General features: G+C 71.0%; 17 protein-coding genes and 1 pseudogene. 11 read left to right on the forward strand and 7 right to left on the reverse strand.

Annotation, left to right across the window (positions count from 1 at the left end; all coding sequences use genetic code 11):
* The first annotated feature begins 79 nt into the window (after positions 1–79).
* From ABD951_RS09600 to ABD951_RS09640, 9 genes are all read left to right on the forward strand, one after another.
* Positions 80–2614, forward strand: coding sequence for a bifunctional FO biosynthesis protein CofGH (locus tag ABD951_RS09600; RefSeq protein ID WP_345344549.1), 2535 nt, complete (start codon positions 80–82; stop codon positions 2612–2614).
* Entirely contained in the window at positions 2611–3408 is a 798-nt protein-coding gene (locus ABD951_RS09605) for a hypothetical protein (RefSeq protein ID WP_345344029.1), read from the forward strand. Before ABD951_RS09600 ends, ABD951_RS09605 begins: the two co-directional genes overlap by 4 nt.
* 105 nt (positions 3409–3513) lie before the next feature.
* Complete coding sequence (gene fdxA, locus ABD951_RS09610) at positions 3514–3837, forward strand: ferredoxin (protein WP_345344030.1); 324 nt, start codon at positions 3514–3516, stop codon at positions 3835–3837.
* Between the two features lie 28 nt (positions 3838–3865).
* A complete protein-coding gene (dapC, locus tag ABD951_RS09615; RefSeq protein WP_345344032.1) occupies positions 3866–4963 on the forward strand; it encodes a succinyldiaminopimelate transaminase in 1098 nt (365 codons plus the stop codon).
* Between the two features lie 114 nt (positions 4964–5077).
* On the forward strand, positions 5078–6721 hold the full coding sequence (gene pruA / locus ABD951_RS09620; RefSeq protein WP_345344034.1) for an L-glutamate gamma-semialdehyde dehydrogenase: 1644 nt from the start codon (positions 5078–5080) through the stop codon (positions 6719–6721).
* A 53-nt stretch (positions 6722–6774) separates the two neighbouring features.
* On the forward strand, positions 6775–7686 hold the full coding sequence (locus ABD951_RS09625; protein WP_345344551.1) for a proline dehydrogenase family protein: 912 nt from the start codon (positions 6775–6777) through the stop codon (positions 7684–7686).
* Between the two features lie 128 nt (positions 7687–7814).
* Complete coding sequence (locus ABD951_RS09630; protein ID WP_345344036.1) at positions 7815–8969, forward strand: 3-ketosteroid-9-alpha-monooxygenase, oxygenase component; 1155 nt, start codon at positions 7815–7817, stop codon at positions 8967–8969.
* Positions 8969–9196, forward strand: a complete 228-nt coding sequence (locus ABD951_RS09635; RefSeq protein ID WP_345344038.1) for a hypothetical protein — start codon at positions 8969–8971, stop codon at positions 9194–9196. The genes ABD951_RS09630 and ABD951_RS09635 overlap by 1 nt, the downstream gene beginning before the upstream one ends.
* Positions 9197–9273: 77 nt before the next feature.
* Positions 9274–10671, forward strand: a complete 1398-nt coding sequence (locus ABD951_RS09640) for an acyl-CoA synthetase (protein ID WP_345344040.1) — start codon at positions 9274–9276, stop codon at positions 10669–10671.
* A 13-nt stretch (positions 10672–10684) separates the two neighbouring features.
* Here the strand turns inward: ABD951_RS09640 and ABD951_RS09645 are convergent, their stop codons facing one another.
* Entirely contained in the window at positions 10685–11122 is a 438-nt protein-coding gene (locus ABD951_RS09645; protein ID WP_345344042.1) for a carboxymuconolactone decarboxylase family protein, read from the reverse strand.
* 143 nt (positions 11123–11265) lie between these two features.
* On the opposite strand from ABD951_RS09645, the gene ABD951_RS09650 reads away from it, so the two are divergent.
* Both ABD951_RS09650 and ABD951_RS09655 read left to right on the forward strand, forming a co-directional pair.
* Positions 11266–12291: an NADP-dependent oxidoreductase gene (locus ABD951_RS09650; protein ID WP_345344044.1), complete on the forward strand. Its 1026-nt coding sequence runs from the start codon at positions 11266–11268 to the stop codon at positions 12289–12291.
* Positions 12288–12668, forward strand: a complete 381-nt coding sequence (locus tag ABD951_RS09655; RefSeq protein WP_345344047.1) for a YrdB family protein — start codon at positions 12288–12290, stop codon at positions 12666–12668. Before ABD951_RS09650 ends, ABD951_RS09655 begins: the two co-directional genes overlap by 4 nt.
* On the opposite strand, the gene kynU is transcribed toward ABD951_RS09655, so the two are convergent.
* The 6 genes and pseudogenes from kynU to ABD951_RS09690 all read right to left on the reverse strand — a co-directional run bounded on the left by kynU (position 12649) and on the right by ABD951_RS09690 (position 20159).
* Positions 12649–13869, reverse strand: a complete 1221-nt coding sequence (kynU, locus tag ABD951_RS09660; protein WP_345344049.1) for a kynureninase — start codon at positions 13867–13869, stop codon at positions 12649–12651. The genes ABD951_RS09655 and kynU overlap by 20 nt on opposite strands.
* Positions 13866–14915: an amidohydrolase family protein gene (locus tag ABD951_RS09665; protein ID WP_345344051.1), complete on the reverse strand. Its 1050-nt coding sequence runs from the start codon at positions 14913–14915 to the stop codon at positions 13866–13868. The genes kynU and ABD951_RS09665 overlap by 4 nt, the downstream gene beginning before the upstream one ends.
* The gene (locus ABD951_RS09670; RefSeq protein ID WP_345344053.1) at positions 14912–15769 is read right to left on the reverse strand and encodes a tryptophan 2,3-dioxygenase; all 858 of its coding nucleotides are present in this window, start codon (positions 15767–15769) and stop codon (positions 14912–14914) included. Before ABD951_RS09670 ends, ABD951_RS09665 begins: the two co-directional genes overlap by 4 nt.
* 114 nt (positions 15770–15883) lie before the next feature.
* Positions 15884–16693 carry an enoyl-CoA hydratase gene (locus ABD951_RS09675; RefSeq protein ID WP_345344055.1) on the reverse strand — a complete coding sequence of 270 codons (810 nt, stop codon included), beginning with the start codon at positions 16691–16693 and terminating at the stop codon, positions 15884–15886.
* A 165-nt stretch (positions 16694–16858) separates the two neighbouring features.
* A pseudogene (locus ABD951_RS28655) lies at positions 16859–18504 on the reverse strand (DUF222 domain-containing protein).
* Between the two features lie 242 nt (positions 18505–18746).
* On the reverse strand, positions 18747–20159 hold the full coding sequence (locus ABD951_RS09690) for an amino acid permease (protein WP_345344062.1): 1413 nt from the start codon (positions 20157–20159) through the stop codon (positions 18747–18749).
* Positions 20160–20178: the final 19 nt, after the last annotated feature.

The raw sequence follows: 20178 nt of genomic DNA on the forward strand, positions 1-20178 counted from the left end.
CCGAACCTGCTGTGGCGTGTGTCTCCCGGGATGGCGCATGATCGACGGCGTGACTGCTGACGACCACGCGACCTCCGCGATGCTGCCCGTGCCGACCATGCCGGTGTCGGCACCGGGCGCGTCGGCGATGCGCCGGGCGCTCCGACGTGCCCGGGACGGCGCCACGCTCAACGTGGACGAGGCGACGGTGCTGCTGCATGCCCGCGGCGCGGACCTCGAGGACCTGTGCACTTCGGCCGCGCGGGTCCGTGACGCGGGACTGGAGGCGGCCGGACGCCCGCTGACGGTCACCTACTCCCGCAAGGTCTTCATCCCGCTCACCCGGCTGTGCCGCGACAAGTGCCACTACTGCACGTTCGTGACCATTCCCGGCAAACTGCGGGCCGAGGGGCACGGGATGTACCTGGACCCGGACGAGGTGCTCGACATCGCCCGGCGCGGAGCCGAACTCGGCTGCAAGGAGGCGCTGTTCACGCTCGGTGACCGGCCGGAGGAGCGCTGGCCGGAGGCGCAGGAGTGGCTCGAGTCCCGCGGCTACGACTCGACCCTGGACTACGTGCGCGCGATGTCGATCCGGGTGCTCGAGGAGACCGGGCTGCTCCCGCACCTGAATCCCGGCGTGATGAGCTGGGAGGAGATGTCGCGACTCAAGCCGGTCGCCCCGTCGATGGGGATGATGCTCGAGACGACGTCGACGCGGCTGTTCACCGAGAAGGGGCAGTGTCACCACGGCAGCCCCGACAAGGATCCGGCGGTGCGGCTGCGCACCCTCACCGACGCCGGCCGGCTGTCGGTGCCGTTCACCACCGGTCTGCTGGTCGGCATCGGCGAGACGATGACCGAGCGGGCCGAGACGATCATGGCGATCCGGAAGTCGCACAAGGCGTTCGGTCACGTCCAGGAGGTGATCGTGCAGAACTTCCTGGCCAAGGACGACACCGCGATGCGCGACACCCCGGACGCCGGGATCGAGGAGTTCCGGGCGGCGATCGCGGTCGCCCGGCTGGTCCTCGGGCCCGGGATGCGGATCCAGTCGCCGCCGAACCTGGTGTCGGGCGACGAGTGCCTGGCGTTGATCGCGTCCGGGGTCGACGACTGGGGCGGCGTCTCGCCGCTGACGCCGGATCACGTGAACCCGGAGCGGCCGTGGCCGAACCTCGACACGCTCGCCGCGATCACCGCGGAGGCCGGCTACACGCTGGTCGAGCGGACCGCCGCGCAGCCGCAGTACGTGCTGGCGGGTTCGCCGTGGATCGACCCGCGGATCGCCGGCCACGTGCAGGCGCTCGCCGATCCGGAGACGGGCCTGGCTCGCACCGGTGCCGTCCCGGCGGGTCTGCCGTGGCAGGAGCCGGACGAGGTGTGGGCGTCGGCGGGGCGGATCGACCTGAACACCGCGATCGACACCGACGGCCGCAACACCGAGACCCGCAGCGACCTCGGCAGCGCGTTCGGCGACTGGGAGACCGTCCGCGAGCAGGTCCTCTCGCTCAGTGCGCCGCAGAGGGTGGACTCGGACGTCCTGACGGCACTGCGCAACGCCGAGCGCGACCCGGCGGGCTGCTCCGACGACGACTACCGCGCGTTGGCGACCGCCGAGGGCCCCGGGCTGGAGGCGCTGGTCGCCCTCGCCGACACCCTTCGCCGCGACACCGTCGGTGACGACGTCACCTACGTGGTGAACCGGAACATCAACTTCACCAACATCTGCTACACCGGCTGCCGGTTCTGCGCGTTCGCGCAGCGCAAGGGCGACGCCGACGCGTTCACGCTGTCCGCGGCCGAGGTCGCGGACCGGGCGTGGAAGGCGCACGTCGCGGGCGCGACCGAGGTGTGCATGCAGGGCGGCATCGACCCCGAACTGCCGGTCACCGGGTACGCGGACCTGGTCCGCGCGGTCAAGGAGCGGGTGCCGTCGATGCACGTGCACGCGTTCAGCCCGATGGAGATCGTCAACGGGGCCTCCCGCGGCGGGCAGTCGGTGCGGGACTGGCTGATCGAGCTGAAGGCCGCCGGCCTGGACACCATCCCGGGCACCGCGGCGGAGATCCTCGACGACGAGGTGCGCTGGGTGCTGACGAAGGGCAAGTTGCCGACCAGCACCTGGGTCGACGTGGTGACGACCGCGCACGAGGTGGGGCTGCGGTCGAGTTCGACGATGATGTACGGGCACGTCGACCAGCCGCACCACTGGGTCGGGCACCTGAACGTGCTGCGTGGAATCCAGGACCGCACGGGCGGTTTCACCGAGTTCGTGCTGCTGCCGTTCGTGCACCAGTCCTCGCCGCTGTACCTGGCCGGTGCGTCTCGGCCGGGGCCCACCCGACGCGACAACCGGGCCGCGCACGCGCTGGCCCGTGTGATGCTGCACGGACGGATCCGGAACATCCAGACCAGTTGGGTCAAGCTGGGTGTCGAGGGCACGCAGGCGATGCTGCAGGGCGGCGCCAACGACCTCGGCGGGACCCTGATGGAGGAGACCATCTCGCGGATGGCCGGTTCGCAGCACGGGTCGGAGAAGACGGTGGCGGAACTGCGCGCGATCGCCGAGGGCATCGGCCGTCCCGCGCGGGAGCGCACCACCGGGTACGCCGAGAGAGTGGGGGTGTCATGAGCGTCGGTGCGAATGGTTCGGGGGATGCGATCGGGGACGCCCGGGTCGTCGCGGTGCTGGACCGCGCGGCGTGGGGCGTGAACCCGGTGCTGGATCTGGCGTCGGCCGATCCGTTCGGGATCAAGGCCCGCACGTTCGTTCCGCCGGTCGAGGGCGGCACCCGGCTCGACCGGCTGCTCGACGGCGTGGCGTGGGTGCTCGACTTCGCCGAGGTGCCCGGCACCGCGGCCTGGGAGCGGGCCGGGGACGAGCGGCGGGCGCGGTGGTGGCTGACTCGGCTCGGGCTGCTGAACACGATCGTGGTCGCGTTCCCGGGGGTGCTCGGCCCGATCGCGAAGCGGCTGCCGCTGCAGGTCCTGCTCGGTTTCGCGAACCAGACGATCGTGTTGATCGCGGTCGCCCGGGAACTGGGGGTCACGGACCGGACCGCGCAGGTGGACCTGCTGGCGTCGGTGCTGTGTGACCGCGAGATCGACGCCCGGACACTGCTGACCGCCGACGAGGCGGGCTGGGAGGCGGCACCCCGGCCGTGGCGCCCGCTCGCCGCGCTCGGGGGCCTGTGGTCGACGGCGCGGGTGCTGCGCGCGATCCCGGACGAGTTGGGCAAGCGGCCGCAGGCGGCGCAGCCGTGGCGCACCCTCGGGCACCTGCCCGTGATCGGTGCGATCGCCGACTACCTGGGTGAACGCGGTGCGCTGATCGACGCGGCGGTGCAGGGGAAACGGTGGATCGACGGACACACGGTCCGGACGGCCGTCGCAGGCACCGGGGATCGCGGAACGACCACGGTCTGAGGGGACCCTGCCCCGGCGCGCGTCCGGGCCAGGGGTGATACTGGTTGCTCGGGCGTGCACGTCGTGCGCCCTACGACGAAGGTCCGTGTCAGAAAGGCAGCGGCAGTGCCCTACACGATTGCTGAACCGTGCGTGGATGTGCTCGACAAGGCGTGCATCGAGGAATGCCCCGTCGACTGTATTTACGAGGGTGGCCGCATGCTCTACATCCACCCCGACGAGTGCGTGGACTGCGGCGCGTGTGAGCCGGTCTGCCCGGTCGAGGCGATCTTCTACGAGGACGACGTCCCGGACCAGTGGAACGGGTACGTGAGCGCGAACGTCGACTTCTTCGTCGACCTCGGGTCGCCCGGCGGCGCGGCGAAGCTCGGCAAGGTCGACTACGACCCGCCGTTCATCAAGGCCCTCCCGCCCATGGGCGAGCACTGAGCTCCACCGAGATACGAGGTCGTTGAACGTGCCCCGCACCGCCGTCTCGCGCGGCCTGCCCGACTTTCCGTGGGATTCGCTCGCCGACGCCAAGGCGACGGCACAGGCGCATCCCGACGGCATCGTCAACCTGTCCGTCGGCACCCCGGTGGATCCGGTCGCCCCGCTGATCCGCGAGGCACTGGCCTCGGTGTCGCAGGTGCCCGGGTACCCGACGACGCACGGTGAACAGGCCCTGCGGGAGGCGGCCGCGGCCGCACTGGCGCGGCGGTACGGCGTCACCGGGATCGACCCGGCGGCGGTGCTGCCCGCGATCGGCACCAAGGAGATGATCGCCTGGCTGCCGAGCCTGCTCGGGCTCGGCGCCGGCGACCTCGTCGTGATCCCCGAGGTCGCGTACCCGACCTACGAGGTGGGTGCGCTGCTCGCCGGATGCCGGGTGCTGCGTGCGGACGGGCTCACCCGGCTCGGGCCGGAGAATCCGGAGTTGATCTTCATCAACTCGCCGTCCAACCCGACCGGCAAGGTGCTCGGCATCGACCACCTGCGCAAGGTGGTCGAGTTCGCCCGCACCCGCGGCGCGATCGTGGTGTCCGACGAGTGCTACCTGGGTCTGACCTGGGAGGCCGACGCGTACTCGGTGCTCGACCCGCGGGTCTGCGACGGCGACCACACCAACCTGCTGGCCGTGCACTCGCTGTCGAAGACGTCGAACCTGGCCAGCTACCGGGCCGGCTTCGTCACCGGCGACCCGGCACTGGTCGCGGAGCTGCTCGAGGTCCGCAAGCACGCCGGCATGATCATGCCGCTGCCGGTGCAGGCCGCGATGACCGCGGCGTTGAACGACGACGAGCACGAGAACGAGCAGCGGGAGCGGTACCGCAGGCGCCGCGAGATCCTGCTCGCCGCCGTCCGCGGCGCCGGGTTCACCGTCGACAACTCCGAGGCCGGGCTGTACCTGTGGCTGACCCGCGAGGAGGCGTGCCGCGACACCGTGGACTGGTTCGCCGAGCGCGGCATCCTCGTCGCCCCCGGCGACTTCTACGGCCCCGGCAGCCGCCGCCACGTGCGGATGGCGCTGACCGAGACCGACGAGCGCATCGCCGCCGCCGCCCGCCGCCTGTAGGCGGCCACGCCCCGTCCGGAACCCGGCGGGGACAACGGGGTTGGGCTAGCCTGGACGGCAGTTCCTCGGCGACCGGGGTACGTCTCCGGTCGCCACCTCGGGGCAGGAGGCAGCATGGACGCCGTCACCGGAGTTCCCGCGCCGGTCAACGAGCCGGTGCACTCGTACGCGCCGGGCAGTCGTGAGCGCACGATCCTGACATCCGAGCTGGCCGAGCTGGCCGGCGCACCGATCGACCTGCCGCACGTGATCGGCGGTGTGCACCGGCTGGGTGCCGGCGAGCGGATCGACGTCGTGCAACCGCACCGACGCTCCGCGGTGCTGGGCACTCTCACCGACGCCACCCACGAGGACGCCGCCGCCGCGGTCGAGGCCGCCGTCGCGGCCGCACCGGCGTGGCGGGGCCTGCCGTTCGACGAGCGGGCCGCGGTGCTGCTGCGCGCCGCCGACCTGCTGGCCGGTCCGTGGCGGGAAACCCTCGCCGCGGCAACGATGCTCGGTCAGTCGAAGACCGTCCAGCAGGCGGAGATCGACGCGCCCTGCGAGCTGGTCGACTTCTGGCGGTTCAACGTCCACTTCGCGCGCCGGATCCTCGCCGAGCAACCGGTGTCGGGCCCCGGGGTGTGGAACCGGATGGAGTACCGGCCACTCGAAGGGTTCGTGTACGCGATCACGCCGTTCAACTTCACCGCGATCGCCGGCAACCTTCCGACCGCCCCGGCCCTGATGGGCAACACCGTTGTGTGGAAACCCTCACCGACGCAGACCCTCTCGGCCTACTGGACGATGAAGCTGCTCGAGGAGGCCGGGCTGCCGCCGGGGGTGATCAACCTGGTGACCGGAACCGGCCCGGCGGTCTCGGACGTCGCGTTGGGCGATCCGCGGCTGGCCGGGATCCACTTCACCGGATCCACCCGCACCTTCCAGCACCTCTGGCGGGAGGTGGGCACGAACATCGACCGCTACCACGGCTATCCGCGGCTGGTCGGGGAGACCGGCGGGAAGGACTTCGTCGTGGCGCACTCGTCCGCGAACCCGGACGTGTTGCGCACCGCCCTGATCCGCGGCGCCTTCGAGTACCAGGGGCAGAAGTGCTCGGCCGCGTCCCGGGCGTACGTGCCGCGGTCGGTGTGGGAGGAGATGGGGGAGGACTTCCTCGCCGAGACCGACGAGCTCGCCTACGGCGACGTCACCGATCTGACGAATTTCGGTGGGGCGCTGATCGATCGGGCCGCGTACGAGAAGAACGTCGCGGCCATCGAGCGGGCCCGCGGCGCCGAGGGGGTCAAGGTCGCGGTCGGGGGCACCTACGACGACGTCGCCGGCTGGTTCGTCCGGCCGACGGTGCTGCTCGCCGACGACCCCGGCGACGTGGCCTTCTCCACCGAGTACTTCGGACCGCTGCTCTCGGTGCACGTCTACGACGACGCCCGCCCGGGCGCATTCGCCGACGTGCTCGACATGGTGGATGCGGCCGCGCCGTACGCGCTGACCGGGTCGGTGATCGCCGACGACCGGACCGCGGTCGAGAAGGCCTCGGCGGCACTGCGGTTCGCCGCGGGCAACTTCTACGTCAACGACAAACCGACCGGTGCGGTGGTGGGGCAGCAGCCGTTCGGCGGGGCGCGCGCGTCGGGCACCAACGACAAGGCGGGGTCGCCGCTGAACCTGCTGCGGTGGACGTCGGCGCGCACGATCAAGGAGACGTTCGTTCCGCCGACGGACCACCGCTACCCGCACATGGGGCCGGAGGTGTGACGGTGGCCAATCCGCTGCGGCCGGCGATCCTGGCCGCGGCTCGGTCACCGCGGATGAAATCGGCGATCACGCACGCGCCGGGAACCCGGTCGCTCGTCACCCGCTTCGTCGCCGGCGAGGACCGCGGCGCGGCGCTCACCGTCGCCCGGGCGCTGCTCGCGTCAGGGCGGTCGATCAGCCTCGACCACCTCGGCGAGGACACCGCCGACCTCGGGCAGGCCCGGGCCACGGTCGCCGAGTACCGGGCGTTGCTGCGCGAACTCGGCGATCTCCCGCAGGCCCGCGCCGGTGAGCCGCGTCCGCTCGAGGTGTCGGTCAAGCTGTCGGCGCTCGGGCAGGCGCTGCCTGCGGACGGGGAGGCGATCGCCCTCGAGCACGCCCGGGTTCTGTGCGCCGCGGCCGAGGCGGCCGGCGTGTGGGTCACGGTCGACGCCGAGGACCACACGACCACCGACTCGACACTGTCGATCGTCACGACGCTGCGTGCCGACTTCCCGTGGCTCGGTGCGGTGCTGCAGGCGTACCTGCGGCGCACCGAGGCGGACTGCCGTGACCTCGCCGGGCCCGGGTCCCGGATCCGGTTGTGCAAGGGTGCCTATCGGGAGCCCGGGTCGGTGGCGTACCAGAGCGCCGGCGACGTCGACGCCTCGTACCGGCGGTGCCTGGCGATCCTGATGGCGGGGCAGGGCTATCCGATGGTCGCCTCGCACGACCCGGCGATGGTCGCGGCCGCCGGCGACGAGGCGGTCCGCGCCGGTCGCGGCCCCGACGCGTTCGAACATCAGATGCTGTACGGCATCCGCGAGGGCGAACAGCAGCGGCTCGCGGACGCCGGGGCGGGCATGCGGGTGTACGTCCCGTACGGGTCGCAGTGGTACGCCTACTTCATGCGCCGACTGGCCGAACGCCCCGCCAATCTCGCGTTCTTCGTCCGACAACTTGTATCACGTGATTCAATTCATTGATCAAGATCGTTACATCCCGATGGGTGGGATCGGCCCTGGTGAACACGTTCCAGTGCAACGAGATTGGTAGAGGCTGTGACTATCATCACCTGCGACCGCGGGGCGGTCGCTGAACGAGAGGATGCTCCATGACCACCGTCGAGACCGGGGACGACGAGGTTCGCATCATCGAACAGGGGACGCCGCCGACCCGTTTCGCGCGGGGGTGGCACTGCCTGGGCCTCGTCGAGGGGTTCAAGGACGGAAAGCCGCACTCCGTCGAGGCGTTCGGGACCAAGCTCGTGGTCTTCGCCGACAGCAACGGCGACGTGAAGATCCTCGACGCCTACTGTCGGCACATGGGCGGCGACCTGAGTCAGGGCACCGTCAAGGGCGATTCGGTGGCGTGCCCGTTCCACGACTGGCGCTGGGGCGGCAACGGCAAGTGCACCGGCATCCCCTACGCCCGCCGGGTTCCGCCGCTGGCGCGCACACGCGCGTGGCAGACGATGGAGAAGGACGAGCTGCTGTTCGTCTGGCACGACCCCGAGGGCAACCCGCCGCCGCCGGAGGTCGCCATCCCGGAGATCCGCGACCCCGAGGCCGAGTGGACCGAGTGGACGTGGAAGACGATCGAGATCGACACGAACTGCCGCGAGATCATCGACAACGTCGTCGACATGGCGCACTTCTACTACGTGCACTACGGCATGCCGACATACTTCAAGAACGTCTTCGAGGGTCACGTCGCCATTCAGGAGCAGTCCGGTGAGAGCCGGGAGGACGTCGTCGAGTGGGACGACCCGGACGTCCCGAGGCTGCTCGGAAACCGGTCGATTGCCGCGTACTACGGGCCCTCGTTCATGACCGACGACCTCGTCTACGTGTACGACCGGTACGAGGTCGAGTCCATGCTGATCAACTGCCACTACCCGGTCAGCCCCGACAAGTTCGTGCTCATGTACGGCATCGCGGTCAAGAAGACCGAGCAGGTGCCCGCGGACATCGCCGACCAGCTGGTGGAGGCGATGATCGGCTACATCGGCATGGGATTCGAACAGGACGTCGAGATCTGGAAGAACAAGACCCGGATCGAGAACCCGCTGCTGTGCAGCGAGGACGGACCGGTCTACCAGCTGCGGCGCTGGTACGAGCAGTTCTACGTCGACGTCGCGGACATCACCCCGGACATGGTGGACCGCTTCGAGTTCGAGCTCGACACCACCAAGCCGGTCGAGGCGTGGAAGAGGGAGGTCGAGGAGAACCTCGCCCGCAAGGCCGCCGAGGCGGAGGCGTCGGCCTGATGCAGCCGGTCGACTGCGAACGCTGCGGCAACCGGGTTCTCGTCGAGAAGAACAGCTGGCAGCACACGTCGGTGCAGTGGAGCACCGATCACCCCGAGGTGATCTGCGAGGAGTTCCAGCAGGATCCGACGCTGACGCTGCGCGGCGCGCACGTCGGACGGTGTTCGGCGCTGCGCGAATCGATCAACAAGGCGGTCCTGGACGGCCGGATCACCGTCCCGGACTGATCGCGTGTCCCCGCGCGGCCCCGGGCTCAGGCCCGGGGCCGCGCGCCCTCAGCGGCCGCTGTGAGACGCTGACAGCCGTGCTGCTCAGTTCCCTGAACCCGCTCGCCGTCGCCCGCGGCGACGACCTGCCCGACGCCGTGCGCATCGACGGCCGCACCCTCTCGCGCAGCGACGTCCTCGGCGCCGCCGGGGCGCTCGCCCGCCGCATCGCCGGCGCCCGGCGGGTCGCGGTGCTGGCGACCCCGAGCGTCTCGACGGTCGTGGCGGTGGTCGGATCGCTGCTGGCCGGTGTCACGGTCGTCCCGGTGCCGCCGGACTCCGGGCCCGCCGAACTCGACCACATCCTCGCCGATTCGGGCGCGCAGGCGTGGCTCGGCGCGGCACCGGAGGGCTCGCCCCTGCCGGTGGTGCCGGTGCGCGTGAACGCCCGCGACTGGCACGGCCACCCCGAGCCCGACCCGGCGTCGATCGCGTTCGTGCTCTACACGTCCGGCACGACCGGCGCGCCCAAGGGGGTGCTGCTGTCCCGGCGCGCGATCGCGGCGGGACTCGACGCACTCGCGCAGGCGTGGCAGTGGACCTCGAAAGACACGCTGGTGCACGGTCTTCCGCTGTTCCACGTGCACGGGCTGATCCTCGGCCTGCTCGGTCCGCTGCGGGTCGGCAGCCGGTTGGTGCACACCGGCAAGCCCACGCCTCGGGCCTACGCCGAGGCCGGCGGAACGCTGTACTTCGGGGTGCCGACCGTGTGGTCGCGTGTCACCGAGGACGAGGAGTCGGCGCGGGCACTGTCCGGGGCCCGACTGCTGGTCTCCGGGAGCGCCCCGCTCCCGGTCCCGGTCTTCGAGCGGCTCGCCGCGCTGACCGGGCTCACCCCGGTCGAGCGGTACGGGATGAGCGAAACGATGATCACGCTGAGCACCCGCGCCGACGGCGAGCGGCGGCCGGGCTGGGTCGGGCAGCCGGTCGAGGGGGTGCAGACGCGCATCGTCGGCGAGGACGGCGTCCCGGTCCCGCACGACGGCGAGTCGATCGGAGGCCTGCAGGTGCGCGGGCCGATGCTGTTCGACGGCTACCTGAACCGACCCGACGCGACCGCCGAATCGTGGACCGAGGACGGGTGGTTCGTCACCGGCGACGTCGCCGCGATCGACCCGGAGGGCTTCCACCGGATCGTCGGCCGTGCGTCGACCGACCTGATCAAGTCCGGTGGTTACCGCATCGGCGCCGGCGAGGTCGAGACCAGCCTGCTCGGACACCCGAGCGTGCGCGAGGTCGCGGTGGTCGGGGTGCCCGACGACGACCTCGGGCAGCGCATCGTCGCGTTCGTCGTCGGCGACGGCGTCGACCCCGACGCCCTGATCGCGCACGTCGCGTCCGAGTTGTCGGTGCACAAGCGACCCCGTGAGATCCGGGTCGTGGACGCGCTGCCGCGCAACGCGATGGGCAAGGTCCAGAAGAAGCTGCTGCTCTAGGCGTACCCGGCGGTCAGGGCGCCACCGGGTAGTGGCTCGAGATCGCGACCCGGTTCCACGAGTTCATCACCACCGTCAGCCAGGTCACCGCGGACACCTGCTCGTCGGTGAGGGTGCCGTCGTCCCAGATGCGCGGTGCCGGCACCGGGAGCCGGGTGACCTCCTCGGCGAGCGCGAGCGCGGCCCGCTCCTGGTCGGTGAAGTACTGAGACTCCCACCACGCCGCGACCACCGCGAGCCGATCGGCGGTCTCGCCGTGGGAGATCGCGTCTCGGGTGTGCATGCGCAGGCAGAACGCGCAGCCGTTGAGCTGTGAGATGCGGATCTTGACGAGTTCCGCGAGCAGCGGGTCCAGTCCGGCACGCTGCACGGCCTCCTCCGCGAGCTTGTCGAGCGCGAGCAGCTGCCGGTACGCGTCGGGGTGGTGCTTGCTGATGTTCACGGTGCTCATTCGTCGTCCCTTCGTCGCGTGCGTTCTCGGGCGTCGGAGCGCGGGACGCAGCCCGGCCCCGCCCTCGAATCCTGCCACCGGGGACCGACTCCGGCGCCGTCGCGCCCTGCGGCCCCGGCGTCGGGGGACTAACCTCGACTGGCATGAGCCTGCCTGTCGAGAACACTCGCATCGTGCTCGCCTCCCGCCCCGTCGGGGAGCCCCAGTCGTCCGATTTCCGGGTCGAGACCGTGCCGGTCCCGGTGCCCGGGGACGGCGAGTTGCTGCTCGAAACCCTGTATCTGTCGCTCGACCCGTACATGCGTGGTCGGATGAGCGACGCCGAGTCGTACGCCGATCCGGTTCCGCTCGACGCGGTGATGGTCGGCGGCACCGTCTGCCGGGTCGTCGACTCCCGGTCCCCGGGCTTCGCGGCCGGTGACGTGGTGCTCTCGTTCTCGGGCTGGCAGACCCACTCGCTGGCCGACGCCCGGCACGTCCGCAAGCTGGACCCCGCCGCGGCCCCGGTGCAGACCGCGCTCGGTGTGCTCGGCATGCCCGGGTTCACCGCGTACGCGGGGCTGCTGCAGATCGGCAAACCGAAGGCGGGGGAGACGGTCGTCGTCGCCGCCGCGACCGGCCCGGTGGGATCCGCGGTCGGGCAGATCGCGAAGATCAAGGGCGCCCGCGCGGTCGGGATCGCCGGTGGTCCGGACAAGGTCGCGTACCTGCGCGAACTGGGTTTCGACGAGGCGATCGACCACCGCGCCGCCGACTTCGCCGAGCAGCTGACGGCCGCCTGCCCGAGCGGTGTCGACGTCTACTTCGAGAACGTCGGCGGCAAGGTGTGGGACGCGGTTCTGCCGTTGCTCAACACCTACGCGCGGGTTCCGGTGTGCGGACTGGTGTCCCAGTACAACGCGACCGCCGCCCCGGAGGGTCCGGACCGGTCGTCGGCACTGATGGGCCGGATCCTGACCAAGAGCCTGACGGTGCGCGGGTTCATCCAGGCCGAGTTCGTCCGGGACCAGTACACCCACTTCATCGCCGACATGTCCGAGTGGATTCGCGACGGCCGGGTCCGGTACCGGGAGGACATCGTCGACGGCCTGGCGAACGCTCCCTCCGCCTTCGTCGGGCTCCTCGCCGGCAAGAACTTCGGCAAGCTGCTCGTCAAGGTCGCGGAATGACGCAGGCGGCGGGTGGGCGCCCGCACGCCTCGGCCGGCCCGCTCGAGGCGGCCGCGTTCCTGCTGGAGTTGGCGATGCTGACGATTCTCGCGCTGTCCGGCGCGGAGGTCGACGGATCCACCGCGATCCGGGTGCTGGCCGCGGTCGGCCTGCCGGTGGCCGCCGCCGCCGTCTGGGCGGTGTGGATGGCGCCGACGTCGGCGCACCGGCTGCCGAACCCGCGGCGACTCGTCGTGCAGGTCCTGCTGTTCGCGGTCACGGGTGTGCTCGCGGCGGCGACGCTCGCCCCGTGGGTGGGTGCGGTGTTCTTCCTGGCCGCGACCACCGTGTTCGGGGTGCTGGCGCGGAGGGACGCGGTCACAGCTGGTCGGCGATGACCTCGATCCCGGTGAGCACCTCGGCGTAGGTCGTGCTCAGCGGGCTCGGGCCGAGCCGCAGCCCCTGCGGTGCCCGGAAGTCGGGGATCACCCCGCGATCCCACAAGCGGGGCAGCACCTCCCGGAACCGCGGGTGGTCGAGGGTGACGTGTCCGCCGCGGCGGGCGGGGTCGAGGGGGGACGCGATCCGCGCCTCGGGGAGCAGGAGCCGTGCCAGCTCGATCACGTAGTCGGTCAGGCGGGCCGACTTGTCCCGAACGACGGCGATACCGGCCCGATCGATCAGGTCGAGCGTCGACCGCATCGCGATCATCCCGAGCACCGACGGGGTGCCGCTGATCATCCGCCGAATCCCGTCGGCCGGAATGTAACCCGCCTCCATCTCGAACGGGTCGCGGCGCCCCATCCAGCCCCAGATCGGCTGGGTGAACCCGTCCAGGTGCGCGGCGCGGACATACCCGAACGCGGGCGACCCGGGTCCGCCGCACAGGTACTTGTAGGTGCAGCCGACCGCGAAATCCGCCTGCCAGCGGTCCAATTCGATCGGCACGCTGCCCACCGAGTGGCACAGGTCCCACAACACCAGTGCCCCGGCGTCGTGCGCCGCCCGGGTGATCTCCTCGGCGTCGGCGAGGAACCCGGACCGGTACGCCACGTGACTGAGCACCACCAGCGCGGTGCGCTCGGTGATCGACTCCCGCGCCGCACCCGCTTCGACGCCCGACGCGGGATCGACGGTGATCCACCGCAAGTCGAGACCGAGCTCCGCTGCGATGCCCTCGAGAACGTACCGGTCGGTGGGGAAGTTGTCGGTGTCGAGCACGATCTCGGTGCGGTCGGGCCGCATCGCCAGCGCGCCGCGGGCGAGCTTGTACAGCAGCACGGTCGTCGAATCCCCGATCGCCGTCTGCCCCGGTGCGGCCCCGAGCACCACCCGGCCGAGACGGTCGCCGATCGTGATCGGCAGGTCGAACCACTCCTCGTCCCACCCCCGGATCAACCGGCCCGACCACTGCGCCACCGCCGCCGAGATCGCCTCGGTCGCCGCGATCGTCGGCCGCCCCAGCGAGTTGCCGTCGAGGTAGGACACGACGTCGGACGCGTCGACGCGGTGGAACAGAGCGGGGTAGTCGCGGAGCGGGTCGGCGGCGTCGCGGGCCCGGGCGTCGGCGGCGAGGTCGGCAGCCGGATCGGTGGTCATCGGAGTTCCTCCTCGAGGTCGGCGGCGGCGACGATGCGGGCACCGGTCAGCCAGCTCGCGAAGTCGCCGTCGTCGGATGGCGGGGTGCCCGGAATCCAGCAGAACCGCGAGAGCCCCGCCGAGAAGCGCAGCGCCGCGGCGCCGTCGATCATCGCGGCCAGCACCGCGGCCCGGTCCAGGCCGGCCGCGAACAGGGCCGCCACCTCGGATGCGTTCACGCCGGCGGGCAGATCGCCGTTGCCGAGGTCGGTGCCGTACCGCACGCGTCCGCCGGCCGCGTGGAAGCGGCGCAGGTTGTCGCCGGCGACCTCCCGGTCGTGGCCGCGGTGGATGTCGAGGGTGCTGATCCAGCGCATCGACCGCGCGGCGTCGCGCACCACGCGCTCGCCGAGGCGTTCGGTCCACGGGGCGTGCGCGAGCACGTCGACGCCGGCGGCGAGTGCCCGGTCGACCTGGCCGGCGCCCTCGGCATGCGCGACGACGCCGCGGCTGAGGCGGTGGGCCGCCGTCACCACGGCGCGCAGGGTGCCGTCCGGGAGGACCGGCCCGGCGTCGGAGTTTAGTGTGACCTTGACGAAATCCGCTCCGGCGCAGACCTGTTCGGTGACCGCGTCGGCGGCGTCCGAAGGTCCGGTGATCTCGCGCACCGAGCCTGTCGGGGCCCACGCGCGGTCGCCGGGGTAGCCGCCGGGCGCGGTCAGGAACTGCCCGGCGAACCGGATCCGCGGTCGTCCCGGGGTGGGACGGTCCGACCGCGACGTCCAGTGGGCCGCCGCCGCCAGGCCGGCGCCGAGGTCGTACACCTCGTCGAGGCCGCCCGCGAACAGGGCTGCGGCGTCGACGAGTTCGAGGTGGACGTGGGCGTCCCGGAATCCGGGGAACACGGTGCCGTCAAAGGTGAGACCGGCGGTCGGTGTGGTGGCCCGGTCCGGGCCGAGCACGCGAATCAGGCCGCCGCGCAGCGCGAACCGGGTCGGCCCCGCCCACCGGCCGAGCCACGCCTGACGCGCCGCGACCGTGACCGTGTCCCGGGTCGCGCCGGTCATCGACCGACTTCGGTACGGACGGCGAACAGTTCGGGGAAGAAGGTCAGATCGAGGGCCCGCCGCAGGAACCCGACCCCGCTCGAGCCGCCGGTGCCGGGTTTGGTGCCGATCGTGCGCAGCACGGTCCGCATGTGCCGGAACCGCCACAGCTGGAAGTTCTCCTCCAGGTCGACCAGCTCCTCGAACGACTCGTAGGCCGCCCAGTTCTGGTGCGGATGCTCGTAGACGTCCTTGATCAGCGGCACCAGGTCCGGGTTCATCGTGTACGCCGTGCGCACGTCCCGCTCGAGCGCCGACGTCGGCACCGCGAGCCCGGTGCGATGCAGGTGCCGCCAGAACTCGTCGTACAGGCTGGGCTCGTCCAGCAGTCGCGACAGCAGCGCGTGCGCCGCCGGATCGGATTCGAACACCGCCAGCATCCCGGCGTTCTTGTTTCCGAGGATGAACTCGACCGCGCGGTACTGGTGCGACTGGAAGCCCGACGCGTTGCCGAGGGAGCCGCGGAACTCCGAGTACTCGGTCGGGGTCAGGGTCGCCAGGACCGACCACTGCTCGGTCAGCGACTTCTGGATGTGCTTGACGCGGGCGATGCACTTGAGCGCGACCGCGATGTCGTCCTGCGCGAGCGCCGTTTTCGCGGCCTCCAGTTCGTGCAGCGTGAGCTTGAGCCACAGTTCGCTGGTCTGGTGGGCGATGATGAACAGCAGTTCGTCGTGGTGCTCGGGGACGCTGACCGGGTGCTGCGCTCCCAGCAGGGTGTCCAGGTCGAGGTACGACGCGTACGTCATCCGGTCGGTGAAGTCCGTGACGATCCCCGGCTCGATGGCCCGCAGGTTCTCCTCGTCGGCGCCCATGCTCCGACCCTGCCGCACCCGGCGCGGCTCGTCCACACGAGCCGCGCCGTCACCTCGTGTGCGGGCTCAGTTCGTTGACCCTGTCACGTCGTGTCGTGTCATTTCGTGTCCCCGTCATTTCGTGTCACGGAAGACCGGCTCCCGCTTCTCCCTCCGGGCCAGGGTGGCCTCTTCGAAGTTGTCGGTCATCAGCCGGATCATCAGCTGACCGAGGCCTTCCTGGTTCATGTGCTGGGCCATCGACGATGCGTCGAGGCTCGACCACAGCGTCCGCTTGGTCAGTTCGACGCCGGGCCGGGAGAACCCCGCGATCCGTTCGGCGAGCGTGTAGCACTCGTCGAGCAGGTCCTCGGGTGCGGTGAGCCTCGTGACGAGGCCGATGCGGTCGGCTTCGGCGGCGTCGATGTCGCGGCCCGACAGCATGATCTCGAACGCCCGCGACGAGCCGATCGCCCGCGGCAGCAGGTAGCTCAGACCCAGTTCGCTGGCGGTCAGGCCGTTGTTGATGCCGGCGGCGCGGAAGTACGCGTCGGTGGATGCGAGGCGGATGTCGGCGGCCAGTGCGAGGCAGAAACCGCCGCCGATCGCGGCGCCGTTGATCGCGGCGATCATCGGCTGGTGCATCCGCCGGATCGCCAGCACCACGTCGTCGAGGATCTCCATCGCGCGCAGCGCGATCGACGGCCGGGTCAGCCCGTCGATGTGCGGGGGAGAGCCGGCGGAGGCCTGGTCGGCGCCGGAGCAGAAGCCGCGCCCCGCGCCGGTCAGGACCACCGCGCGCACCGAGTTGTCGTTGCTGATCGCCTCGAGCGCCTCCTTGAGCGGCACCATCACGTCGAACGCCATCGCGTTCATCCGATCGGGACGGTTCAGGGTCACCAGCGCGACCTGCTCGCGCGGTCGTTCGACGAGGACGAAGCTCACCAGGCACTCCTGCTCGGTACGGGGGATCGGTCCGCCGACCCTACGTCGGAAGCCCACACCGACGGTGCGGTTGCGGTAAATCCCTGTGCGCTCATGACGTGTCCACGGGTGGCGCCCCGCCGGACGTCGAGTTTTCCAACGGGTTCGGGGCGTGCCTTGTCGCGGTCACGTCACGCGCGGTCGCGGTACCTCGCCGTCGCCGGTCTCGTCCACGCCGCGGTTCCACCGCCGCCGATGCTCCCGCACTTCGGCGTCGCGGCGGGCGCGGTGGTGGGCGAGGGCGGCGGCGAGGATCCCGCCGAGATGGTGGCGGCGGTTGACCCGGGGTGTGCGGGTGGGGTCGAGGTGGGCGGGTGGGATCCATTCGGTGCGGCCGGGGTGCGCGGTGCCGTCGGCTGAGGTGCGGGTGCGCCAGCCGCCGGGGCCGTCGTGGACCAGGGCGTGGCAGTGATCGCACGCCAAATCCAGGGAGTCGATGTCGGTGCGGCCACCCTTGTTCCATTCGGTGACGTATGGGGGTCCCCCCTGCACGAAGTGCTTGGGGCGGACGGCGGTCATCGAGGCGGGTGCATCGCAGCCGGGTCGGGTGCAGCCACGCGACGCCGCGATCAACGCGAGCCTCTGGTCGGCGGAGGCGAGGCGTTTGGATCGACCCAGGTGTAGTGGTCGGCCGTGGTGGTCGAACACCGCGAGCACCGGGTGCGCCTTCTCGGCCATCCGCAGCGCGTCGCGGACCGGGACCAGGCCGCCGGTGCCGGTGGTGGCCAGCCCCGTGGCGTCTTCCAGTTGCTGCACGGTCATGGTCGCGATGACGGTGACCGGCAGGCCGCGGTGGCTGCCCAGCACCCCGGACGAATGCAGGTGCCGCAAACCCGCTTCGAGGGCGTCGTGGTTGCGTTGCACGGCGGTGCGGGTGTCCCGGGCCGCCGCGTGTGCGAGGGCGGTGCGGTCGAGGGCGTCGGAGTCGACGTCGCCACGCGGTGATTCGGGGTCGTCGGGGTTGGTCATGCCGGGTCGGGCGTATGTGGCGAGGATCGGATCGAGCAGTGCCCGTGTCTCGGGTCGATCAGGCCCGAGATGGGTGTCATGAGGTCGCTGTCCTGCTTGCCGGTGCGCAGGCCCCGGCGTCGGCGGCGGTCCCTCTCGTCGGGCCCGTCGCCGTCGGGGTTCAGGTGGGCCAGCAGATGCAGTCCGAGCGTCGTCACGTCCTCGGGGGTCGCCGAGCGGGCCGCGGTCGCCAGGATCGCTTCCGCGACCTCGATGCGCTCGATCGGGGTGTTGTGCGGGATTTCCCGCAGGATCGTGGCGATGGCGGCGACGTGGTCGGGGCCGATGTCGCCGTCGCGGACCGCGCGGGCGGACTCCGGCAGTACCGGGTCGAGATCGACGCCGGTGGGGGTGTGCCAGGTCCCGACCTTCGTTGCGCCCCTGACCCGGCGGGTGGCGTCGGCGCCGGAGATGCGCAGGGTCTGGGTGAGGAAGTCGGTGATCGAGCGGCAGTCCAGGTTCCCGGGGATCGACCGCTCCATCACCTCGACGACCAGTCGGTGTCCGACCGCGGCCGTCTTCCGCAGCGTCGTTTCCATTCGCCGCAGTACGTGGATGACGTCGTCGTCGGGGAGTCCGGTCAACGGGGCGGCGAGCGGCCCCTCGACGGCTGCGTGCAGCGCCGCCAGGGTGGTGCTCCACTCGATCCTTCGCCGCGTTCGAACCCATGTTCGAATGATGGTCGCCCGAAGCGCCCGCGTCAGCGCTTTTGCCCGATCAGTCGATCTCGCTGCGCGCGTCCGCGACCTCGGACAGGTGGTCATCGGCCCGTGCGAACAGGGCGTTGACAGGGGTGCGAGGGTCTCGTCCAGTCCAGCATCCGCGAGGCATGACCCAGCCCGCCCCGGGGTGCCACGTCGTCGGCACCGACACCCGTCACGTCCCGTCGAGGTCGGAGCCCGCAGTGCGATCGCTCGCCGTGCATGACGCTCCGGTCGGGGCGGACGATGACGGCGGTGGCGTGGCCTGGTGCGGGCTGCACCCAGGGAGGGGGAGTGCCGGACGGTCAGGACAGGGCGGGTGCCGGAGTCCTGCGCCGCCGTGCGTTGAGCACCGACAGCCCCGCGATGATCAGGGTCAGGATCGCCGTCGAGATCAGCTGCTTGCGGGCGTCGGGGTCGGTGAGCATCAGCACGATCAGGCCGCCCAGGGCGGCGAGGGTCAGCCAGCTCAGATACGGGAAGCCCCACATCTTCACGGTCAGCCGGCCCTCCGCCTCGAGGCGGCGGCGCAGCCGCAACTGCGCGACGACGATGAAGATCCACACCACGAGCAGCGCCGAACCGACCGCGTTGAGCAGGATCTCGAGCAGGGAGTCGGGCAGCAGCCAGTTCAGCAGCACCGAGACGAACCCGAAGAACACCGACACCAGCACCGCGTTCGTCGGCACTCCGGTCGGTGACAGTCGGGTCAGCGCGGTCGGGCCGTCGCCGTCCCGGGCCAGCGCGAAGGCCATCCGGGAGGTGCCGTAGACGTTGGCGTTGAACGCCGACAGCAGCGCGACCACCACGACCAGTTCCATGAACCCCGCGACGTACGGCAGGTGCGCCTGGTCGAGCACCGCGACGAACGGGCCGCTCTGCAACTGCCCGGAGTTCCACGGCAGCACGAACACCATGATCGCGATCGATCCGAGGTAGAACACGCTGATCCGCCACACCACGCTGCGGACCGCCGACGCGATCGAGCGCTCGGGGTTCCGCGATTCGGCGGCGGCGATCGTGACGATCTCGATGCCGCCGAACGCGAACGCCACGACGAGCAGTCCGGCGGCGATGCCGGCGATCCCGTTCGGCATGAACCCGCCCTGATCGAGCAGGTTCGTCGTTCCGACCGGGTCGGTGTCGGGCAGCAGGCCGAACACCAGCAGCACGCCGATCACCAGGAACGCGACGATGACGGTGACCTTCAGCGCGGCGAACCAGAATTCGAACTCACCGAAGTTGCGAACCTTCGACAGGTTGACGGCGGCGAAGAACGTCACGAACGTCAGCGCGACCACCCACTGCGGAACGCCGGGCATCCAGCTGTGCACGATCTCGGACGCGCCGGTGATCTCGGCGCCGAGAACCATGATCAGCATGAACCAGTAGAGCCACCCGAGCGTGAACCCCGCCCACTCGCCGATGCCGATCCGGGCGTAGTGGCTGAACGATCCGGACGCCGGGATCGCGGCGCCCATCTCGCCGAGCATCCGCATCACCGCGATCACGATGATGCCGGCGATGACGTACGAGACGAGCACGGCCGGCCCGGCCTTGGCGATGCCGACGCCGGTGCCGAGGAACAGCCCCGCCCCGATCGCCGACCCGAGGCCCATCATCGTCAGATGGCGGACCTTCAGGCCGTGACCGAGGTGGGAGGTGTCGCCCGCCTCCGTGGTCGACGGGGTGGGTTGCTGTTCCTCGGCGTGCGTCATGAATCCAGTCGTTCGGGTA

The sequence above is a fragment of the Rhodococcus olei genome (assembly GCF_039540555.1).
Lineage (GTDB): Bacteria > Actinomycetota > Actinomycetes > Mycobacteriales > Mycobacteriaceae > Rhodococcus_G > Rhodococcus_G olei.